Below are 19,960 nucleotides of genomic sequence, written 5' to 3'. Positions count from 1 at the left end.
AATTAGTAGGTTTTAGCGGTTAGATAATTGATTTGTGCCAGGGAAGTATTGTATGTCACTATGGCTTTTAATTTCATTTTTTGGAATTCGAGTAATTGCTGCTGGATTCTCAAAACCTCCTCAAAATCCCTCCCTGAATTGCTATAGGAATTGTACAGCAAGTCCAAGGTCTGTTCGGTGGTTTTGATTTGTCTGTCATAGAGAAGGAGCAAATCATCTTGTATCTTCATATCAAAGGAGTAGCGGTAATAAGACCCGTATAGCCTATTGGTAAGCTCCTCTTTTTCCAGTGAATAGGATTCCTGCATCAGCTGAGCTTCTTTTTGGGCCCCTTTGTATTTTCCACGGAAAATGGGAAGACTCATTGTCACCATAGGCATGAGTACATTTTTACCATTGTCAGCGACCACCATATCCTCTCGCTCGCCCACAAGTACATAGTCCAAACCTGCACCTAACTTGGGCATACCTTGTTTTTGGGCTACACGCTCATTCGCTTCGCTTGCCTGAATTTTCAAATCCAGACTTTCCAGCATGGGATTGGACTGGATGGAATCAGGGAGAATCATTCGATCCTGTACTGAAATATTTAATTTTTCACTTATGGGTACTTCGCTGTCATGTGGTCTAGAAAGCAGTGAGTTGAACCAGGAGTTGGTAGATTGAATTTTCTTATGAAGTACCTCCAAATTTGTTTCTGAAGTCTGAATCATAATATCCACCCGTAGTGCATCGGCTAGACTCCCTTGGCCGTTTTCAAATTTGGAAGTAGCCAGACTATAATAGGTGCGAAGAATTCTTAGATTCTCTTCCTCCAGAGCAATCAGCTCATGAGACTCTTGCAGTGGGAAATACACCGTAGCCAATTGACTGTATAATTGATTTTTAGCATCTAGAAATTCTTGGTATTTCGCTTCAGCCATCAATGCAGCTGCATCTTCCTGTGCACGCAGTGTCCCAAACCATGGGAACATTTGTGTCAATGAAAACCTTGCTTTTTGGGGCCCAACACGAGTCTCTACAGGAGAAAGGAAATAGCCAAAAGATAAATTGGGGTCCTGTAGTGATCCAACCTGTGGGATTTTTTCCATGGCAGCTTCAAATGCTTTGTATTTAGCCTGAAGCCCTGGGTTATTTTCTGCTCCTAGCTGAAAATAATCTTCCAAGCTTTGGGAAGCTGCAGAGCAGAATACTCCGAGAAACAAAAGGGATGATATGATGATAGTTTTCATTGTCAGCTTTTTTTAAGTTTTCGTTCTTCCCGAATGGAGTAAAGAACTGGTACAATAAAGTAGGTGATAGCTGCTACGATCATACCTCCAAAGGCTGGAATAGCCATAGGAATCATGATGTCCGATCCCCTTCCCGAAGAGGTTAAAATAGGTAGCAGTGCGATGATCGTGGTAGCTGAAGTCATCACGGCGGGCTTGATTCTTCGCTGACCTGCTTCCACAATAGCCATTCGTATCCCTTTTGGAGTATCAGTTTTATTTCGTTCAAAACTTTGATCCAGATATGTGGCCATTAACACTCCATCATCAGTGGCAATACCAAAAAGCGCGATGAAGCCCACCCAGACTGCCACACTTAGATTGATCTGGTGAACCTGGAACAGGTCTCGCATATTGGTGCCGAAGAGATCAAAATCAGCAAACCATCCTTGTCCATAAAACCAAAGTGTGATAAATGCCCCACTGAAGGCCATGGCTATTCCTGTGAATACCATCAGGGAAGTAGTGACAGATTTGAATTGGAAATACAGAATCAAAAAGATGATGGCCAATACTGCCGGAACGATGATACTCAGCCGTTTCTCAGCACGAACCTGATTTTCATAGCTACCAGAAAACTTGTAGGTAATTCCTGCGGGCACATCCAATTCCCCTGAATCAATTTTGCTTTGGATCAACTGTCGTGCATCTTCAACCACGGTCACCTCAGAATTCCCGTCTCTTTTGTCAAAAAGCACATACCCGACCAAGAAAGTCTCTTCGCTTTTGATGGCTTGAGGGCCACGTTTGTACTCAAAATCCACGAGTTGCCCTAAAGGAATTTGAGCTCCGGTAGGAGTTGGAACAAAGATCTTAGTCAAGCTTTCAGGGTCATCGCGCAATTCTCTTGGATAGCGAACACGCACAGGAAAACGCTCTCTGCCTTCCACTGTAGTGGTTATGTTCATGCCACCAATAGCCGTTTCTATAGTTTGCTGTACATTTTCTATAGTCAGCCCAAATCGCGCGATTTTTTCTCGGTTGATGTTTAGATGCAGGTAAGGTTTTCCGACGATTCTGTCTGCGAAAACTGCTTCCTCTTTGACGGATGGAACTTGCTTCAGGATGTTTTCCAGTTGAATACCAAAGTTCTCTATAGTCTGTAGATCAGGTCCATATACTTTAATACCCATTGGTGCTCGCATACCTGTTTGGAGCATGACCAATCTGGTTTCTATCGGTTGTAATTTAGGAGCGGAAGTGATTCCCGGTATTTTGGTAACTGCGATGATTTCTTTCCATATATCATCTGGAGATTTGATGTGTTCCCGCCAGTTTCGGAAATACATGCCTTCCTCGTCAGGAATTAAGTTTTTGGCAGGCTTATTTTGTGCGATTGCATCTTGGTTGGAAAGGGTATCCCCCGTGGTAAAAATGAATCGGTCTTCCTCGTCAATTTTAAACCGCTGTTTATGGCCCTTTTCATTGAGAAGATATTCTGGTTTATAATTAATGATATTCTCATACATAGAGATCGGTGCAGGATCCAAAGCTGATTCAGCTCTACCAAGTTTGCCAACAGTGAGATCCACTTCAGGAATATTGGTCAACAGCATATCCAGCTGACCTATAATTTTTCTGTTATAAGCTATGCCGGAATGCGGCATGGCGGTTGGCATCAGTAGGAAACTGCCTTCATTCAGGGAAGGCATAAATTCCTTTTGCATACCTGGGAAAGTATGAGCTATACTCGACCAAGGTTTACTGGACTTTATATCCCACCCGATCAGGCTAGCTGCTTTTGGAATTATACCGAAGGTGGTATTGAATCCAAGCCAGATCGTGCCTCCCAATAAAATCAGTAGTGCAGGGATTGTTAAGAATACTGCTTTATTATCCAAACACCAGGTCAAGACCCGCTTGTAATTGTATTCTAATAAAGAGAAAGCTCCCAGTATCAGAATTACCAGAACAGCGACGAAAATCACATTTGAGAACAGGGAATGTGAGGCACCAAGTGGTAACCAGTAAGTGGCCAAAAGCCAAACTACCCCAAGGATTGCCAGGATGATTTCCAATTGGTTATAAATTGGCTGAATGCGCCTCGGGATTTCAACAGTCTTTTTCTCTACATAAAATTTGGCGAAGGAAATAATGCCAAATAGTAACAACATAATTCCTGCCCAAGTGTAGCCGTAAATCAGTGCTCCTACTCCTAGAATTAACAACAATGCATTTCCTAGAAGCTTATTTCGCCGATTTTTGATTTTGAAACCAAAGAACACATGAGCCAACATTGGCAGAATAAGCAAGGATACGATCAATGCTGCTATAAGTGCAAAAGTCTTGGTATAGGCTAAAGGTCCAAATAATTTCCCCTCGGCAGCCTCCATTGTGAAAACCGGAATAAAACTCACAATAGTGGTGGACACAGCGGTAAGGATTGCAGTGGCTACCTCTGATGATCCTTTGTAAATGGTCGTGACCAACTTCTGCTCTGGAGGAGCTTCATCGATGTGCTTGATAATGTTTTCTGAAAGGATTATCCCCAAATCCACCATCGTACCGATGGCGATAGCTATTCCAGATAGAGCTACAATATTTGCATCTACCCCAAAATAGCGCATCGCTATAAAAACCATCAGAATTGCAATTGGTAATAAGCTTGAAATCAGAATAGATGCTCGCAGGTTATAGACCATCACAATCACAACCAGAATAGTAATCAGAATCTCCAAAGAAAGCGCCTCCTCCAAGGTGCCTAGGGTTTCCTGAATCAGTGTAGATCTATCGTAAAATGGAACAATGGTCAACTGGCTAATACGACCATCGGCTAAGGTCTTTTTTGGGAGGCCAGGAGCTATTTCTGTGATTTTCTCTTTCAGATTGTTGATAACCTGAAGAGGATTAGATCCGTATCGCGCGACTACTACACCGCCGACTACCTCAGCTCCGTCTTTATCTAAAAGTCCTCTTCTGTTGGCTGGTCCTAGGCTTACCACGCCAATGTCTTTTATCCGGATCGGAACGTTTTGTTCCACTGCAACCACCGCCTCTTCTAAGTCCTCTACCTTTTTGATATAGCCCAAACCGCGCACTAAATATTCTGCTTGGTTAATTTCTATGGTTTTGGCACCTACGTCCCTATTGGATTGCTTTACAGCTTCCATGACTTTCATTAAGGGAATATTATAGGCTTTAAGCGCGTCGGGATTTACATCTACCTGATATTCCTGTACAAATCCACCGATTGAAGCCACTTCCGAAACGCCTTCCACGGCGTTTAAGCCATACTTAACAAAGAAGTCCTGAACAGTCCTTATCTCGTGAAGATCCCATCCTCCGGTCGGATTGCCTTGCTCATCTCTTCCTTCCAGTGTGTACCAATAAACCTGGCCTAGAGCAGTGGCATCAGGACCCAGGCCTGGCTGAACTGCCTCTGGAAGCAATCCTGCAGGTAATGAACTGAGTTTTTCCAGGATTCTTGATCTAGACCAATAGAATTCTGTGTCTTCATTGAAGATGATGTATATGCTGGAAAAGCCGAAAATAGAAGAGCTACGGATGGACTTTACTCCAGGAATTCCTAATAGATAGGTAGTAAGTGGGTAGGAGATTTGATCCTCAATATCCTGTGGAGATCTACCTGGCCATTGGGTGAAAACAATTTGTTGGTTTTCGCCAATGTCAGGAATGGCATCAACGGGGACAGGATCTGATGGAAGCGAACCTACTTTCCAACCGAAGGGAGCTGTCACAATTCCCCAAGCTATCAAAGCGATAAGCAAAAGAACTGTAACTAATTTGTTTTCAAGAAAATACTTGATAATTGAGTTAAGCATGAAATAATCCTAAGAAAATGGAATACTGGATAAACTTTGCTACAAGCAATTGAGCTCATAGAAAAAGGCGGTCTGCAAGACCTAAGTTTACCTATCCGGATTAAATCAAGAAAGATTGAAAAAGAACAGTATAGTCCTTATCAATCGCAGGGGGAGATATAAATACGTTGGAATATTCAGTTGAAGTAACTGGGTCAATTCCGAAAATAAATACTTGGGTGAAAGCTGCTACAAAAATAAGTTGGGCAGCGTCGAAGTGTATTACTTTAAGATTCTGATCACTGTCATTGTGAACGAGTTCGAAACTATTTTGGCAGCATTCATCAGCATTGCTTAAACCTCCTTGATCACTCGAAGGAGATTCCGATTGATGTTTCATTCCGCAATCCAAATTTTTTGCTGAAAGGCCAATTGCATTTAACATCTCAGATCCCATGCATATATGGCTGCTCTTCGCCAAACCGATGTTTGCGAAAAGAAGTAAGAATGCTAAAACTATGGAAAATGATTTCTTCACTATTACAATTATAGGCTTTTCACATGAGAATGAAAATAAATCCAATTGAATTCTAAAATACGTAATAATCCAAATAAGGTTACCGCTGATAAGAAAAGACAAAAAAAATCCTCCCTTGCTCAGATTGCGTCGTAGCTATGCCTTATCACTTGAATCTGGGATTAGCGTTTTTGTGCAATAGCCTTGCACTACTTTATTTTATAGATTTGCAGAATATGAAACTGATAAGAAACAGATCTTTTATTGCTTTGCTCCTTTTGGGGATGCTATCGATGAATTTAGATCTATGTTGTCAGATTCAAAAAATCCCGTTTTTACTTTCACATTTTGGGGAGCATAAAGTTTTGCATGACGACTCCGTATTTGAATTCGTAGTAGAAGATTATATTGATCATGGATCAAACAATACCAGCCATGATGAAGAAAGTCATGAAAATTTACCTTTTCATGGTAGTCATACCTGTTCACACGCTCCCATCTATTTCTCTTTAATAAATGATTTTTCTGTAGTCCGGTCTTTTAATGAAAAAATAGAGCCAGCGACTTACTATACCTTTCTTTTTACTTCACCGGTTTTAGGTGAACTCTTTCAGCCTCCTAGGAGCTAAATTTCCCGTTTCACACCAGATTTACCCTTTTCGATCAGCTCTTTTCAACTGACTGATCAAATCTGTTGTGCTCAGTTTTTTCTAAGGGCACCTGTGCCCATTTCCATTTCATTTCATTTCATAAAAATTAATTCCTTATGCTGGATAATATAATCCGGTTTTCAGTTAATAATAAACTGATTATCGGCCTACTTACCATAGGATTAGTCATTGTGGGAGGGTATTCACTTACTCAGCTTCCCATTGATGCTGTTCCTGATATTACCAATAATCAAGTTCAGGTAATCACTACCTCTCCCTCTCTGGCTGCTGAGGAAGTTGAGCGGCTTATTACATTTCCCATTGAAATCACAATGGCAACTATTCCCGACATAGAAGAAATCCGAAGCTTTTCCCGTTTCGGACTTTCGGTAGTTACTATTGTCTTTGAGGAAAATGTGGATGTCTATTGGGCAAGACAACAGGTCAATGAACGGATGTCCGAAGTCAAAGAACAAATTCCTCCAGGTATTGGAGCTCCCGGAATGGCTCCGATCACCACAGGTCTTGGCGAGATTTATCAATATGTAGTCGGTGTGGAACCAGGCTATGAAGATAAGTACGATGCGAGAGAACTGAGAACTATCCAAGATTGGATTGTAAGAAGACAGCTACTTGGTACACCTGGTGTTGCAGATGTGAGCAGTTTCGGAGGTTACCTTAAGCAATACGAAATAGCAATTGAACCGGACAGATTGAAATCTTTAAATGTTTCGATCGCAGATATTTTTAAGGCGCTTGAAGATAACAACGAAAATACCGGTGGGGCATACATTGAGAAAAACCTAACCGCACTATTCATACGGAGCGAAGGACTAGTGGGATCTTTTGATGATATCAAGAATATCCCAGTTCGAGTTAATGAAAATGGCATTCCGGTATTGATAAAAGATGTAGCTAATGTCCAGCTGGGAAGTGCTGTACGGTATGGGGCAACTACCCGAAATGGCGAAGGAGAAGTTGTCAGCGCAATTGTGATGATGCTGAAGGGAGAAAATTCAGCAGAAGTTATCGATAATGTGAAAGCAAAAATTGCTGAAATAAAAAACACACTTCCAGAAGGAGTAACCATAGAACCGTTTCTAGATCGCTCAAAGTTGGTGGATAACGCAATAGGCACGGTTAGAAAGAACCTAATAGAAGGAGCACTGATTGTTATTTTTGTTCTTTTGCTGTTACTGGGGAATTTACGAGCGGGTCTAATAGTGGCGTCAGTCATCCCGCTTGCGTTATTATTTGCCTTCTCATTGATGAATTTATTTGGAGTGTCGGGGAATCTGATGAGCCTGGGAGCGATAGATTTTGGGTTGATTGTAGATGGTGCTGTGATTATCGTTGAGGCGACCTTGCATCATTTAGGATTGTTGAAAAAAGAAAGAAAGCTGACCCAGCTTGAAATGGACGAGGAAGTATTCCTATCTGCAAGCAAAATCCGAAATTCAGCCGCTTTTGGTGAAATCATCATTCTTATAGTATACCTCCCGATTCTAGCATTGGTCGGCACAGAAGGCAAGATGTTCAGGCCTATGGCTCAGACAGTTGCATTTGCAATTCTTGGCGCATTTATTCTTTCTCTTACCTATGTGCCAATGATTTCAGCTCTTTTTCTGAGTAAAAAACTGAGCAGCAAGCCCAATATCTCTGACAAAATCATGAATTTTCTCCATGGTTTCTACGACCCTTCCATCCGGTGGGCTATGCATCATAGAGGTATAATAATGAGTATCGCCTTGTTATTATTACTGATTTCAGGATGGGTTTTTTCCCGGATGGGTGGAGAGTTTATCCCAACCCTTGAGGAAGGAGATTTTGCGGTGGAAACACGTGTAGTTACGGGGTCATCTCTTCAGAATACTATAAAGGCAACAACTCAGGCAGAAAAGATTCTACTGGATCAATTCCCGGAAGTAGTTGAAGTAGTATCAAAAATTGGAGCAGGAGAAATTCCCACCGACCCGATGCCTGTGGAAGCAGCTGATTTGATGATTGTCTTAAAGGATAAAAGTGAGTGGACTACAGCAACTAACAGAGAAGATTTAGCGAATAAAATGTCCGAAGCGTTGGCGGTCCTGCCAGGCGTCAACTTTGGTTTCCAGCAGCCCATTCAAATGCGTTTCAACGAATTGATGTCCGGCGTTCGCCAGGATGTGGCAATAAAAATATACGGAGAGGATTTAAACCGACTTTCTGAATATGCCAATCAGATAGGTCAGATAGCGAGAGGTGTAGAAGGGGCGGAGGATATTTATGTAGAAGAAGTGACAGGAGTGCCGCAAATCGTCATCGATTATAAACGGGCACAATTGGCAAAATATGGCTTAAGCATCAAGGAAGTAAACCGTTCAATTCAGGCAGCTTTTGCCGGGGCTTCCGCTGGAAAAGTTTACGAAGGGGAAAAGCGATTTGATCTAGTGATCAGACTTGACCAGACCAAAAGGAATGAACTGGAAGATGTTCAAAATTTATTTATTGCCCGAGCAAATGGAGATCAGATTCCGCTGTACCAAGTAGCAGAAGTCTCCGTGAAAGAAGGACCTTATCAGATTCAGCGGGATGACACCCAACGGAGAATTGTGGTGGCTTTCAATGTGAGAAATAGGGATGTGGAAAGTATAGTCAATGAAATTGAAGCTAAAATTGACAATGCTGTGAATTTCGACACGGGTTACTTTGTCACATTCGGCGGACAATTTGAGAATCTTATTGAGGCCAAAGCCAGACTGGGTATTGCCGTTCCTCTGGCGCTCTTACTCATCTTCGTTTTACTTTTCTTCACTTTCGGATCTATCAAACAAAGTGTATTGATATTTACTGCGATACCGCTTTCCGCCATTGGTGGGATCTTCGCTTTGACCCTACGTGGAATGCCTTTTAGTATTTCTGCAGGAATAGGGTTTATCGCACTTTTCGGAGTAGCGGTGCTCAATGGTATTGTATTGATAGCCGAATTTAACCATCTGAAAAAAGAAGGCATGACGGATATATTTGAGCGAATCTATTCAGGTACACGTACCAGACTAAGACCCGTGATTATGACCGCTTCTGTAGCATCCTTGGGCTTTTTGCCTATGGCACTCTCTTCTTCAAGTGGGGCTGAGGTTCAAAAACCATTGGCTACGGTAGTCATCGGTGGGCTAATCACTGCCACAATTCTGACTTTGGTGGTCCTACCTGTTTTGTATTATTATTTCGAAAAAGGATTCAGAATACCCACCCGAAAAGTAGGATTGCTCGCCATCACGTTTCTGGCTGTTATAAGTATCCCGACTTTTGCTCAGGAAACTCAACGAATTTCTTCCTTAGATCAGGCAATAGAACTGGCACTGGAAAACAATCCCAATGTCAAAGCAGAATCGCTCAGGTTGGAGCAGCAGCGGGCTTTAAAGGGGGCTAGCTGGAATATTGGCAAAACTGCTGTGGATATGGAGTATGGTCAGACCAACAGCGCATTTACCAACGATTCCCGTTTTTCGGTTTCACAAACCTTTGAATTTCCGACTACTTATAGCAGACAAAATGGACTGGCTGAGGCCAAAGTAACTTCTGGGGAATTGGCCGTTGAAATGAGTAAAAATGAACTTATCAGAGCTGTAAAGTCAACATGGTATGCGTTATGGGCAGCAAAGGAAAAGGGAAATCTGCTCCTCAGACAGGATAGTATTTATTCCCGGTTTGCATCAGCTGCCACCCTACGCTTTGAGGCAGGGGAAACCAACCTGCTTGAAAAGGCAACAGCCGAAGCACAAGTGGCTGAAATTGAAGCATTATTGGCACAGAATCAGGCAGATGTTGAGATTAACTTGAGAAGGCTGAAAATGCTTTTAAACTCAGATGCTGCTATCGAACCTAATTTGGGTAAGCTTGAGCAAAAGCTTTCTGAGGTGTCCTTAACTTCATTAAGCTTGGATGGTAATCCTACATTAGCCTGGGTTCAACAGCAGATTACAATTGCAGAAAAGGAAAAGTCAGTGGAAAAATCAAGGTTGATGCCTGATATTAAACTGGGATATTTCAATCAATCCTTTAATGGCCCGGGTGAAACTATGGCCGGTAATCCGGAATTCTTCACCTCTAAAGATCGATTCGATGGTTTTCAGGTTGGGTTGGCAATTCCGATTTTCAGCCTGAAATCGCAGTCCGCAACCATTCAATCCAAATCCATAAGGATAGCTGAAGCAGAACAGGAAGAAGCGGCATTTACCAACGAGCTTGAAAATCACTTGGCTTCTTTACTTCTGGATTACGAAAAATACCAGACAAGTTTGGCTTTTTATGAATCGAATGCTCTGCCACAGGCTGAACTCATTCTAAATCAATCTCAAAGGGGCTTCCAGAGCGGTGCAATCGGTTATGTGGAATATACTCAAGGGTTAAACAGAAGTTTATCAGTAAGTTTTGATTATCTGGATTTGCTCGACAAATCCAATCAGACACTCATTCAGATTGAATTCATATCTGGTATCAATTAAAATGGAAAATATGAAATCGAGCATGACTAAAAAGTCACATAGAAGAATGAGTTTAAACATTTCACGATTCCATAATACCATTTCTAAAAATCTTATAAAATGAAAAAATATATCATAAACAGCCTATTTGCCTTAACAATAGCAGGCTTTATAGCTTCCTGTAATTCAAAAGTTGAAAGTGTTGAAATTCAGGGAGAGCACGAAGAAAATGAATCCAGGGTAGAACTGTCTCAAGCGCAATATGAGGTGACAGGGATCGAGCTGGGTAAATTGGAATTCAAGGAAATTGGAAGTGAACTTATGGTGAATGGGGTGATTGATGTCCCACCGCAAAATAACATTTCCATTACCATGCCTTATGGAGGTTTTGTGAAAAACACCACACTTCTTCCGGGCGATGCTGTCAAAAAAGGGCAACTGCTTGTATCCATTGAAAACCCTGAATTCATTCAGTTTCAGCAGGATTATTTAGAGAGTCTGGCTAACAGTTCCTTTTTAAAATCTGAGTACGAGCGTCAGGAGAAATTGTATGGTGAACAAGTGGCTTCCGGAAAAACCTTTGAAGAATCAAGAAGTAATTTTCTGGCCAATGAAGCCAGAATAAAGACATCCAGGGCGAAATTAAAAATGATCGGATTTGATCCCGAGAAAGTGGAAACAGGAGAGATTAAATCCGTGGTAAACATCTATTCGCCTGTATCCGGATCGGTGCTGGATGTTTATACCAATATTGGTAAATATGTCAGTCCGCAGGATGTGATCATGGATTTAACCAATTCAGATGATTTGCATGTGGAGCTTTCTGTCTATGAAAATGATATTCCTAAAATTAAGAAGGATCAACGCATCAAATTCAACATTGCCAATACGGATGAAGAATGGAGAGAGGCGCATGTGTTTTTGGTAGGTAAGGGAGTCAGAAAAGATAGATCAGTGACGGTTCATGGTCATTTTGACAGCAAGAATACTGATTTGCTCCCAGGAATGTATGTGACTGCCAAAATAGAAATCGCTACAGAAAAAGCGTTGGTAGCACCAGATGATGCTGTAGTACGTTTTGGTGAGAAGCATTTTATTTTTTCCTACTTGGGGGAGCGGGATGAAAATGGACAGCCGGCTTATGATTATGAGATGATAGAAGTAATGATGGGGAATAAAGAAGATGGGTTCACTCAGGTTACATTATTGGATTCCGCTAGAAACGATGAGGAAATCAAGCTGGTCACTGAAGGGGCTTTTACGCTGCTTTCAAAAGCTAAAAACAGCGAAGAAGAAGGTGGGCATCATTGAAAAACAAAGGAAAAATACGCTAACTGGTATATGAAATCATGGAAAAGGAAAAAGTAGAACATTCAGGGATATTCGGAAAAAACAGTGAATTGATTTTCTCTATTTGCTGCGGTGTTTTGTTGGGAATCGGGTTTGGTCTCAGTTTTATGGAGTCCGTTCCTCAGTGGGTTAGTCTTGGGTTTTATATAGGAGCCTATTTTTTTGGAGGCTTCTATACTGCCAAGGAAGCAATTGAGACTATTCTTAAAGGAGGGTTTGAAATTGATTTCCTCATGTTGGTCGCAGCCATTGGTGCTGCGATCCTTGGGGAATGGGCAGAAGGTGCGTTGCTGTTGTTTTTATTCAGCCTAGGGCATTCATTGGAGCACTACGCTATGGGAAAAGCACATAAATCGATTGAGTCCCTAGCTACTCTGGCTCCCAAAACCGCCTTGAAAAAAGATGAGAATACTACCACAGAAGTTGGTATTGAAGAATTGAAAATTGGGGATATTATTTTAGTCAAGCCCAACACCCGCATTGCAGCCGATGGAGTAGTAATCAAAGGTAGTAGCGCCGTTGATCAGGCACCCATCACAGGTGAGAGTATTCCGGTGGACAAAGTTGCTATGCAAAATGCTGATTCAAATGAATTATCTCTTAAAGATGTTCCTGAGGAAAGCCGTGCATTTTCAGGGACTATAAATGGAAATGGAACCTTGGAAATAAAGGTGTTAAAATTAGCCACGGACTCCACCGTATCAAGATTGATCACTTTAGTCAACGAAGCAAAGGCACAAAAGTCTCCTACTCAGTTACTCACTGATAAGTTCGAAAAGTATTTTGTCCCTTCAGTGTTGGTTTTGGTGGTGATACTATGCTTTGCCTTTTTGGTCATTGATGAGTCTTTTAGCCAAAGCTTTTATAGAGCGATGGCAGTTTTGGTAGCTGCGAGTCCATGTGCATTGGCCATTGCTACACCCAGTGCTGTATTAAGCGGTATAGCCCGTGCTGCCAAAAAAGGAGTGTTGATCAAAGGGGGGAGACCCTTGGAAGATTTAGGCGTTTTGACTGCAATCGCTTTTGATAAAACAGGAACACTCACTGAAGGAAAACCCAAAATCACAGAGGTGATTGCCCTGGAAGGAATTTCCAACGAAGAATTACTTGCAGATGCTATAGCGGTGGAAGAGCTGAGCGATCACCCACTTGCCAAAGCGGTAGTTAGAGACGGCAAAGAGCGAATGGATGGCAAAGAAATTCCCAAAGCGGATTCATTGGAAGCAGTGTTGGGTAAAGGAATTAAGGCCAATGTGGGTTCGGATAAAATCTATATCGGAAACCTGGATTTGTATGAAGCTCTGGATGATAAAAAACCTTCTGATGAGATAGTCAAAAAAATTGAAGAGTTGGAGTCCAACGGCAACACTACTATCCTTATCAGAAAAAATGAGAACTATCTTGGAATCATTGGGCTGATGGACACCCCTAGGGAATCAGCCAAAGCTACCTTAAGTGAACTGAAGGAAATTGGGATTGAAAAAATGATCATGCTCAGCGGCGATAACCAGAAAGTCGCCGATGCAATTGCCAATGAAGTCGGACTGACTGGTGCAAGGGGAAGCTTACTGCCTGAAGAAAAAGTGGAAGCTATCAAACAATTAAAGCAGTCAGAATCCAAAATCGCCATGGTGGGTGACGGGGTAAATGATGCTCCGGCTATGGCTGCAAGTACTGTTGGTATTGCCATGGGAGCAGCAGGGTCTGATGTCGCTTTGGAAACTGCCGATATTGCGTTAATGGCTGATAAACTTGAAGTATTGCCTTTTGCAATTGGGCTAAGCAGAAAAGCCAAGGGGATTATCAAGCAAAATCTGTGGATCAGTTTAGGTGTAGTTGGTGTATTGATTCCTGCTACGATCTTTGGATTCGCCTCTATAGGAATTGCAGTGCTAATTCATGAAGGTTCAACAATAGTCGTTGTAGTAAATGCTTTAAGGCTGTTGGGATACCAGAGAAAATGAATAAGCCACAGTAATGAAATAGAATAAATACTTATACAGAGAGGACATTTTAACTTAAAAACAATAGTATGCTACAGATACTAGAGCAAACGGAAAACAGTATCATAGCAACAAAAGCCTCAGGAAAATTAACTGAAGTTGATTACAAAAAGCTATTACCATTATTGAAGAACGCGCTCGACAAACATTCAAAGATTCGATGGTATTTTGAAATGGTTGATTTTGAGGGATGGGAACTAAAAGCCTTTTGGGAAGATGTGAAATTTGATGCAAAACATGCCAATGACTTTGATAAAGTGGCCATGGTAGGCGAAAAAAAGTGGGAAGAAAAAATGTCTGACCTAATGGGTTTTTTCAGTTCAGGTGAAGTTAAATACTTTGATATTTCAGAAAAAGAAACTGCATTCAAGTGGATTAAAAAATAACAGCTAGTCAGTGGCAAAAAAAGATAACAATATCAGGACAGCCTTTTTCCTGAATCTAGCCTTTACCGTGTTAGAAGTCATAGGAGGTTTGATTTCAGGCAGTATCGCTATTTTAGCAGACTCACTCCATGATTTTGCTGACAGCCTTTCACTGGGTGCAGGCTGGTACTTCGAAAAGAAATCCAGGAAAGGAAGTACGGATAAATATTCTTATGGATATGCCCGGTTTTCTTTATTGGGAGCGATGATAAACGCGGTGACATTATTACTCGGATCAATATATATAGTTTATGCATCTGTTGACCGAATAATAAATCCACAGAACCCTGATGCATATTGGATGCTTGGCATTTCATTTTTGGGTATAGCCTTAAATGGAATCGGTGTTTGGAAGTTGAAATCCGGTAAATCGATGAACAAACAGGTTATGATGATTCATCTTTTAGAGGATGCTCTTGGATGGGTTGCTGTTCTTGTTGGGAGCATTGTCATGTTGCTTTTTGATGTTCCAATATTGGATCCTATTCTGGCCATTGTTATTAACCTTACTGTTCTTGTATTTGCTATGCATAAATTGGTACAGGCACTAAAAATACTGCTTCAAAAAGTTCCGAAGAACGTCAATCTCCCTGAACTTCGTCAAAAAATACTTTGCCTGGACAAAGTTAAAGAGGTAGAGCATTTGTATATATGGTCGCTAACGGAGGAAAAAGCTGTAGTCACTGTGCATGTTATAGTTTCAGACATTCGATTATTGTCGGATGCAAGTGCAATAAAAGGACAGATTCATGCAATTTTAAGCGATATAGATACCGACCATATCAACATTGATCTGAAGAGTTCTGATTGATAATATATACTTAAATCTTAAAAATCTTGCAGTCAATAGGCAAGCTAGTCAACATGCAAAAAACAATCTTTGAGATAACCAAAATGGACTGCCCTTCGGAGGAGAATCTTATCAGGATGAATTTGGACGGTATTTCCAGTATTAAAAATTTGGAATTTGATATTCCAAACCGGAAACTGACAGTTTTTCATCAGGGGGAAATTGAAGCCATCGAAAAGTCTGTTGTGGACTTAAATTTAGGAGGGAGGAAAATTTCCACCGAACAGACTGACCAAACGGTCTTTACAGAACACACTCACCAAAAAAAGTTACTATGGTCTGTCCTCGCAATAAACTTTGCATTTTTTCTAATCGAAATGTCCACGGGAATTATTTCCAAATCTATGGGGCTGGTTGCCGATAGCTTGGATATGCTTGCGGATAGCTTTGTGTATGGAATTAGTTTATTTGCAGTGGGGGGAACAATATATAGGAAAAAGCGGATTGCTAAATGGGCTGGATATTTTCAGATCATACTTGCAATCATCGGATTTGTAGAGGTATTAAGAAGGTTTTTTGGAGTCGAGAAACTTCCGGATTTTTCAACAATGATTATTGTCTCAATTCTTGCCCTCATGGCGAATGGAATTTGTCTTTATCTGTTGCAAACATCGAAAAGCAAAGAAGAGGCTCATATGAAAGCAAGTATGATTTTTACTTCAAATGATGTGATTATTAATTTAGGTGTAATTGCTGCAGGCCTATTAGTTCATTGGCTAGAATCCAGTACACCTGATCTAGTTATAGGAACAATTGTTTTTGTCCTGGTTGTTCAAGGGGCATTTAGAATTTTAAAAGTGAGCAAATAGAAAAAAATGAAGTGATTTTATTCGAAATAACGGTAGGTAAGGATAATTTCAGACTAAGTAAAAATATTTGATTTTAGGATATTGACGTTGCAGAGTATTGGATTTTTAAAACAAAAGTAAAAATGTATTTAAGCATTTGCTTAAATAAGAAGTTTTCTTATTTTTGTATTCATGGATATCATTTCTTGTATTAGGCAACAAGCGGACGTTGAACAACTAAACCGCTGCAAAAGCCGAGTTTTTGAGCTTCACGAATCCTTCGACTATTTATCAAAGGGACTTGAGCTGGCTGGGAATAAGGTCAGGTTGAAAATTCTTTTCCTGCTTTATGAAGAGAAACAACTATGTGTATGTGATTTGAGTGATATTCTAGGAATGACCATATCGGCAATTTCTCAACATCTCAGGAAACTCAAAAATCAGAAGGTCATCGAAGCTGAAAGACAAGCGCAAACTATTTTCTACTCCTTAGCTGAAGAGTATAAAATCCTGCTTAAACCGATATTCACATTAATTGAGGAAAATAAAGTTTTCGAAACTGTATGAAGAAAGATAATACACTAATCGGCGCAGGAGTTCTATCATCCTTTACGGCTTCCATATGTTGCATTACTCCTGTTTTTGCTCTTGTCGCGGGAACAAGCGGGATCGCATCCACTTTTTCCTGGCTTGAATCAGCAAGACCTTACTTTATTGCTTTTACAATTTTGACTCTTGGTTTTGCTTGGTATCAGATTTTGAAACCTAAAAGAGAAGCGGATTGCCATTGCGAAACGCCGGCTAAACCGAAGTTGATTGAAACTAAAACATTTTTGGGTATTTTGACTGCATTTGCTATGCTCATGCTTGCCTTTCCAAGTTACTCGCACATCTTCTACCCCAAGACAGGAAGCCAGACGGAACTGGTTGACAATGAAAATCTTCAGACCGTAGAGTTTTCTATCAATGGGATGACATGCACAAGTTGTGAAGAACATGTAAACCATGAAGTGAATAAACTTTCTGGAATAATCAGCTCGACCACATCATATGATAACGGCAATGCTGTTATACAGTTTGACAGCTTAAAAACGAATGTTTCTGAAATTGAAACAGCAATAAATAGCACAGGATACAAAGTAACAGAAAGAAAGGAAAAGTAATTAGCATGAATGCCCTACTTAAATCAATAATCACCTGCCCTGAGTGCGGAAATCAAAAAGAAGAAACCATGCCGACAGACGCCTGTCAATTCTTTTATGAATGTGAGAATTGTAAAGTGATATTAAAACCTAAGAAGGGAGATTGCTGTGTTTATTGCTCCTATGGAACAGTGCCTTGTCCTCCTATTCAAGATAACAAGCCTTGTTGTTCTTAAACATTGAAAAAATATAAATATTGACAGCCCCTATTTATCTTCATAGAGTAATATCTGGCGTTACAAATTTTTCAATTCATTAGGGTTTGCAATTCTAAATCATTTTTAGCCATCAATTGCAAGTAGTCATTTTTCCCTTTATCCAGCTTTTTTGCCTCTGCACCGTGTTGTAAGAGCAGTTTTATGCAATCGACTTGGTGGAATTTATTTACTGTATCGTTTGATTGTAATGAATGGATTGCCCAGCCAAGTGGGGTGCTGTTATAAGTCTTGTCTTGTCCATCAATTTTGGTCCCAGACCTTATTAGCCGGTCAACTAATTTATCCCTACCACAAAATGCTGCCCAGTGCAATGCAGTTTCACCATTGTTCTGATACGTATAATGAATGTCAGCACCTCTTTCAATATAAAATATTCCGAGTTTTTCAGCGTGAAGACTGGCTGCAGCAAGAATGGGAGTTCCACCACCATTAATTTTGTTGCCATCTATTTTTGCTCCATTTTCCAAGAAAATCTTTGCAAATATGATTCCATCATCATCCGAAATTTTTCTCGCAAAAATAGCATCGCAAATCCTATGAAGTGGGTGTTCTTTTTGTCTACAAAAAAATTCGAAAGGAATCGTAATTTCTTCGTTTGCCAGATTAGGATTTTCTGAAAGTAATTTAGCCAGCACCTGAAAATCTTTTCTCTCAATCAATTTTTTGACCTTTTGTGTAAATATTTTCATTTTAATCAGGGTTATGGCTTCAAATTAAAGTCTTAATAAATAGTTTCCAGATTGTTTTCAGCATGAAAATAATCATTTTTCATTGCATCAAACTCCATATTTCCCTTTTTAGGAGCAACTCAAATTTACTACTTTTCTGAAAAAGGAATATGGCTTATTAGAGCTTCTATATCAGACTACCTTTATTTACCGCTATCTTGAAACAGTATATTAGATAGCCTATACTTTTGATATAGCTAGATGAATTTTGGAGAATTAAAAAGGGCAACAATCTGAGAGTATTAATTATATAAATACATCTTTACTCTTTTACTTTTTTTTAAAAACAACTCTGAAAATCAATCAAATTATCTAATTATCTGGTCAGCAATAAAATTTTCGGGAACTGCCCTCATATAGGGAGGAACTTGCTAGTTTAAATTGTCACTATTATTCTTGATTTGATGCCTCCAAAATATTTATAGCCAAAAAAGAGAATGCATGGACAATTTTAGTTCTTGGAGTAAACTTGGTGTATTTTTCACCTTCAAAATTAAGATGGACTTGCTCTGACCAGCTGTGGAACTCGCCATTTTTTGCATCGTATTTAAATTCATGAGCTAATTTGTTTCTCAGTCTATTTAGCTCTGTCAAAGAATAAATTATAGAATCTGAATGTGGTGATTGCCCCAACAGGTGTTTCAATTTTATTACTTTTGAGTAAAAGGACAACTTCTCTGGATCTTTAACACCAAATCGATCCAATCTTAGTTCCATTACTTTTTCAAGTGACATATGACCATTCAATAGAATTAAAGAAAAATCAGAGTATCTATCCAAATGAACCGAGACGCCCCATCCTATAAGAAAATCAAATTCACCCTTCATCTTGCAAAAGTAGCGGGTGCCTATCAAACAACTCAACCATTTCTTTCATCTTATGAGTACTGACTTGCATGTTAAGATCGCTAAACTCAAAAATCAGATCACAAATAGAAGGGCTATAATTTTGACAAAAATAGGCCAATAAAGACCTTTCACTAGAACTTAAATTCAACTTAACATCCTTCAAATCTACACTAGACCGAAACCGAAAGTTACCGTCTTGAAAAAAACAGAACTTGTTGAAAGGAAGGGTAGAAAAGTAATATTCCCAAGCTTCTGTGATGAACTTTTGCTTAGTATGGGAAGAATATTTTTCTCTAATTTTGATTTCAATAGAATTTAAGATCTCTTCAAAAATGCTTAATGCTTCCAAGAAGTAGTGAGTATCTATTCCCAGTTTTGTGTTAATAAAATTTGGATTTACAGAAGCTGATATAACATATGCTTTATCTACCCTACTATTGTTGTGGACAATAGCATTTCTTCTGGCTTTAATTTCTCTGAGGTTCTTATGATTGAATTTTAAGTCTTTTATTGGAAGATCCAGAACTGAACATACCTGTAAAATGATATCTATTATACTGTCATATGTAGCTGATTTCAGGTAGTTCGAGACAATTACTTCAAGAAATTCATGGGAGTAAGTTGTATTTACTACTAAATCCACGTCCATTTCTTGGATTCTCTTCTTAGGAATAGATTGGGGACTGTTAAAATAATAAATTTTGAGAAGGTCTAACAAGCTTGACTCAAATAAGGAGAGGGAAAACACGAATATCCCTTTCCTCATATATTCTTTTTCTACAGAGATTAAATCTACTTGAATTTCAGCCAATTGGAGCTTTGCATTAATTATTGGAGCTAAAAAATCTTCAATAAAATATTTGAAAGGTTTATCTCTCATCT

At 39.9% G+C, this 19,960-nt stretch carries 16 protein-coding genes; 10 read left to right on the top strand and 6 right to left on the bottom strand.

Annotation, left to right across the window (positions count from 1 at the left end):
- Positions 1 to 2: 2 nt before the first annotated feature.
- From FHS59_RS12905 to FHS59_RS12895, 3 genes are all read right to left on the bottom strand, one after another.
- Positions 3 to 1,232, bottom strand: a complete 1,230-nt coding sequence (locus tag FHS59_RS12905; RefSeq protein WP_184495543.1) for a TolC family protein — start codon at positions 1,230 to 1,232, stop codon at positions 3 to 5.
- 2 nt (positions 1,233 to 1,234) lie between these two features.
- A complete protein-coding gene (locus tag FHS59_RS12900) occupies positions 1,235 to 5,053 on the bottom strand; it encodes an efflux RND transporter permease subunit (protein WP_184495542.1) in 3,819 nt (1,272 codons plus the stop codon).
- A 100-nt stretch (positions 5,054 to 5,153) separates the two neighbouring features.
- Positions 5,154 to 5,570, bottom strand: coding sequence for an HYC_CC_PP family protein (locus FHS59_RS12895; protein ID WP_449355834.1), 417 nt, complete (start codon positions 5,568 to 5,570; stop codon positions 5,154 to 5,156).
- Positions 5,571 to 5,785: 215 nt separating this feature from the next.
- Here FHS59_RS12895 and FHS59_RS12890 point away from each other — a divergent pair, with 215 nt between their 5' ends.
- The 10 genes from FHS59_RS12890 to FHS59_RS23295 all read left to right on the top strand — a co-directional run bounded on the left by FHS59_RS12890 (position 5,786) and on the right by FHS59_RS23295 (position 17,459).
- Positions 5,786 to 6,178: a hypothetical protein gene (locus tag FHS59_RS12890; RefSeq protein ID WP_184495540.1), complete on the top strand. Its 393-nt coding sequence runs from the start codon at positions 5,786 to 5,788 to the stop codon at positions 6,176 to 6,178.
- Between the two features lie 137 nt (positions 6,179 to 6,315).
- Positions 6,316 to 10,686 (top strand): CusA/CzcA family heavy metal efflux RND transporter, encoded by a 4,371-nt coding sequence (locus tag FHS59_RS12885; protein WP_184495539.1) that lies wholly within the window; start codon positions 6,316 to 6,318, stop codon positions 10,684 to 10,686.
- Positions 10,687 to 10,785: 99 nt separating this feature from the next.
- The gene (locus FHS59_RS12880; protein WP_184495538.1) at positions 10,786 to 11,976 is read left to right on the top strand and encodes an efflux RND transporter periplasmic adaptor subunit; all 1,191 of its coding nucleotides are present in this window, start codon (positions 10,786 to 10,788) and stop codon (positions 11,974 to 11,976) included.
- A 38-nt stretch (positions 11,977 to 12,014) separates the two neighbouring features.
- Positions 12,015 to 13,979, top strand: coding sequence for a heavy metal translocating P-type ATPase (locus tag FHS59_RS12875; protein WP_184495537.1), 1,965 nt, complete (start codon positions 12,015 to 12,017; stop codon positions 13,977 to 13,979).
- A 68-nt stretch (positions 13,980 to 14,047) separates the two neighbouring features.
- Positions 14,048 to 14,404: a SpoIIAA family protein gene (locus tag FHS59_RS12870; RefSeq protein ID WP_184495536.1), complete on the top strand. Its 357-nt coding sequence runs from the start codon at positions 14,048 to 14,050 to the stop codon at positions 14,402 to 14,404.
- Between the two features lie 10 nt (positions 14,405 to 14,414).
- The gene (locus FHS59_RS12865) at positions 14,415 to 15,254 is read left to right on the top strand and encodes a cation diffusion facilitator family transporter (RefSeq protein WP_184495535.1); all 840 of its coding nucleotides are present in this window, start codon (positions 14,415 to 14,417) and stop codon (positions 15,252 to 15,254) included.
- A 53-nt stretch (positions 15,255 to 15,307) separates the two neighbouring features.
- On the top strand, positions 15,308 to 16,102 hold the full coding sequence (locus FHS59_RS12860; RefSeq protein ID WP_184495534.1) for a cation transporter: 795 nt from the start codon (positions 15,308 to 15,310) through the stop codon (positions 16,100 to 16,102).
- A gap of 171 nt (positions 16,103 to 16,273) precedes the next feature.
- The gene (locus FHS59_RS12855) at positions 16,274 to 16,648 is read left to right on the top strand and encodes an ArsR/SmtB family transcription factor (protein WP_057938480.1); all 375 of its coding nucleotides are present in this window, start codon (positions 16,274 to 16,276) and stop codon (positions 16,646 to 16,648) included.
- The gene (gene merTP / locus FHS59_RS12850; RefSeq protein WP_091692276.1) at positions 16,645 to 17,244 is read left to right on the top strand and encodes a mercuric transport protein MerTP; all 600 of its coding nucleotides are present in this window, start codon (positions 16,645 to 16,647) and stop codon (positions 17,242 to 17,244) included. Before FHS59_RS12855 ends, merTP begins: the two co-directional genes overlap by 4 nt.
- Positions 17,245 to 17,249: 5 nt before the next feature.
- Positions 17,250 to 17,459 carry a GDCCVxC domain-containing (seleno)protein gene (locus FHS59_RS23295; RefSeq protein ID WP_091692277.1) on the top strand — a complete coding sequence of 70 codons (210 nt, stop codon included), beginning with the start codon at positions 17,250 to 17,252 and terminating at the stop codon, positions 17,457 to 17,459.
- A gap of 71 nt (positions 17,460 to 17,530) precedes the next feature.
- On the opposite strand, the gene FHS59_RS12845 is transcribed toward FHS59_RS23295, so the two are convergent.
- From FHS59_RS12845 to FHS59_RS12835, 3 genes are all read right to left on the bottom strand, one after another.
- Positions 17,531 to 18,190, bottom strand: a complete 660-nt coding sequence (locus tag FHS59_RS12845; RefSeq protein ID WP_184495533.1) for an ankyrin repeat domain-containing protein — start codon at positions 18,188 to 18,190, stop codon at positions 17,531 to 17,533.
- Between the two features lie 429 nt (positions 18,191 to 18,619).
- Positions 18,620 to 19,057, bottom strand: coding sequence for a hypothetical protein (locus FHS59_RS12840; protein WP_184495532.1), 438 nt, complete (start codon positions 19,055 to 19,057; stop codon positions 18,620 to 18,622).
- Entirely contained in the window at positions 19,047 to 19,958 is a 912-nt protein-coding gene (locus tag FHS59_RS12835; RefSeq protein ID WP_184495531.1) for a hypothetical protein, read from the bottom strand. The genes FHS59_RS12840 and FHS59_RS12835 overlap by 11 nt, the downstream gene beginning before the upstream one ends.
- Positions 19,959 to 19,960 lie beyond the last annotated feature (2 nt).

The organism is Algoriphagus iocasae, assembly GCF_014206875.1.
GTDB lineage: Bacteria > Bacteroidota > Bacteroidia > Cytophagales > Cyclobacteriaceae > Algoriphagus > Algoriphagus iocasae.
This window is presented reverse-complemented; position numbering and strand designations above follow the sequence as displayed.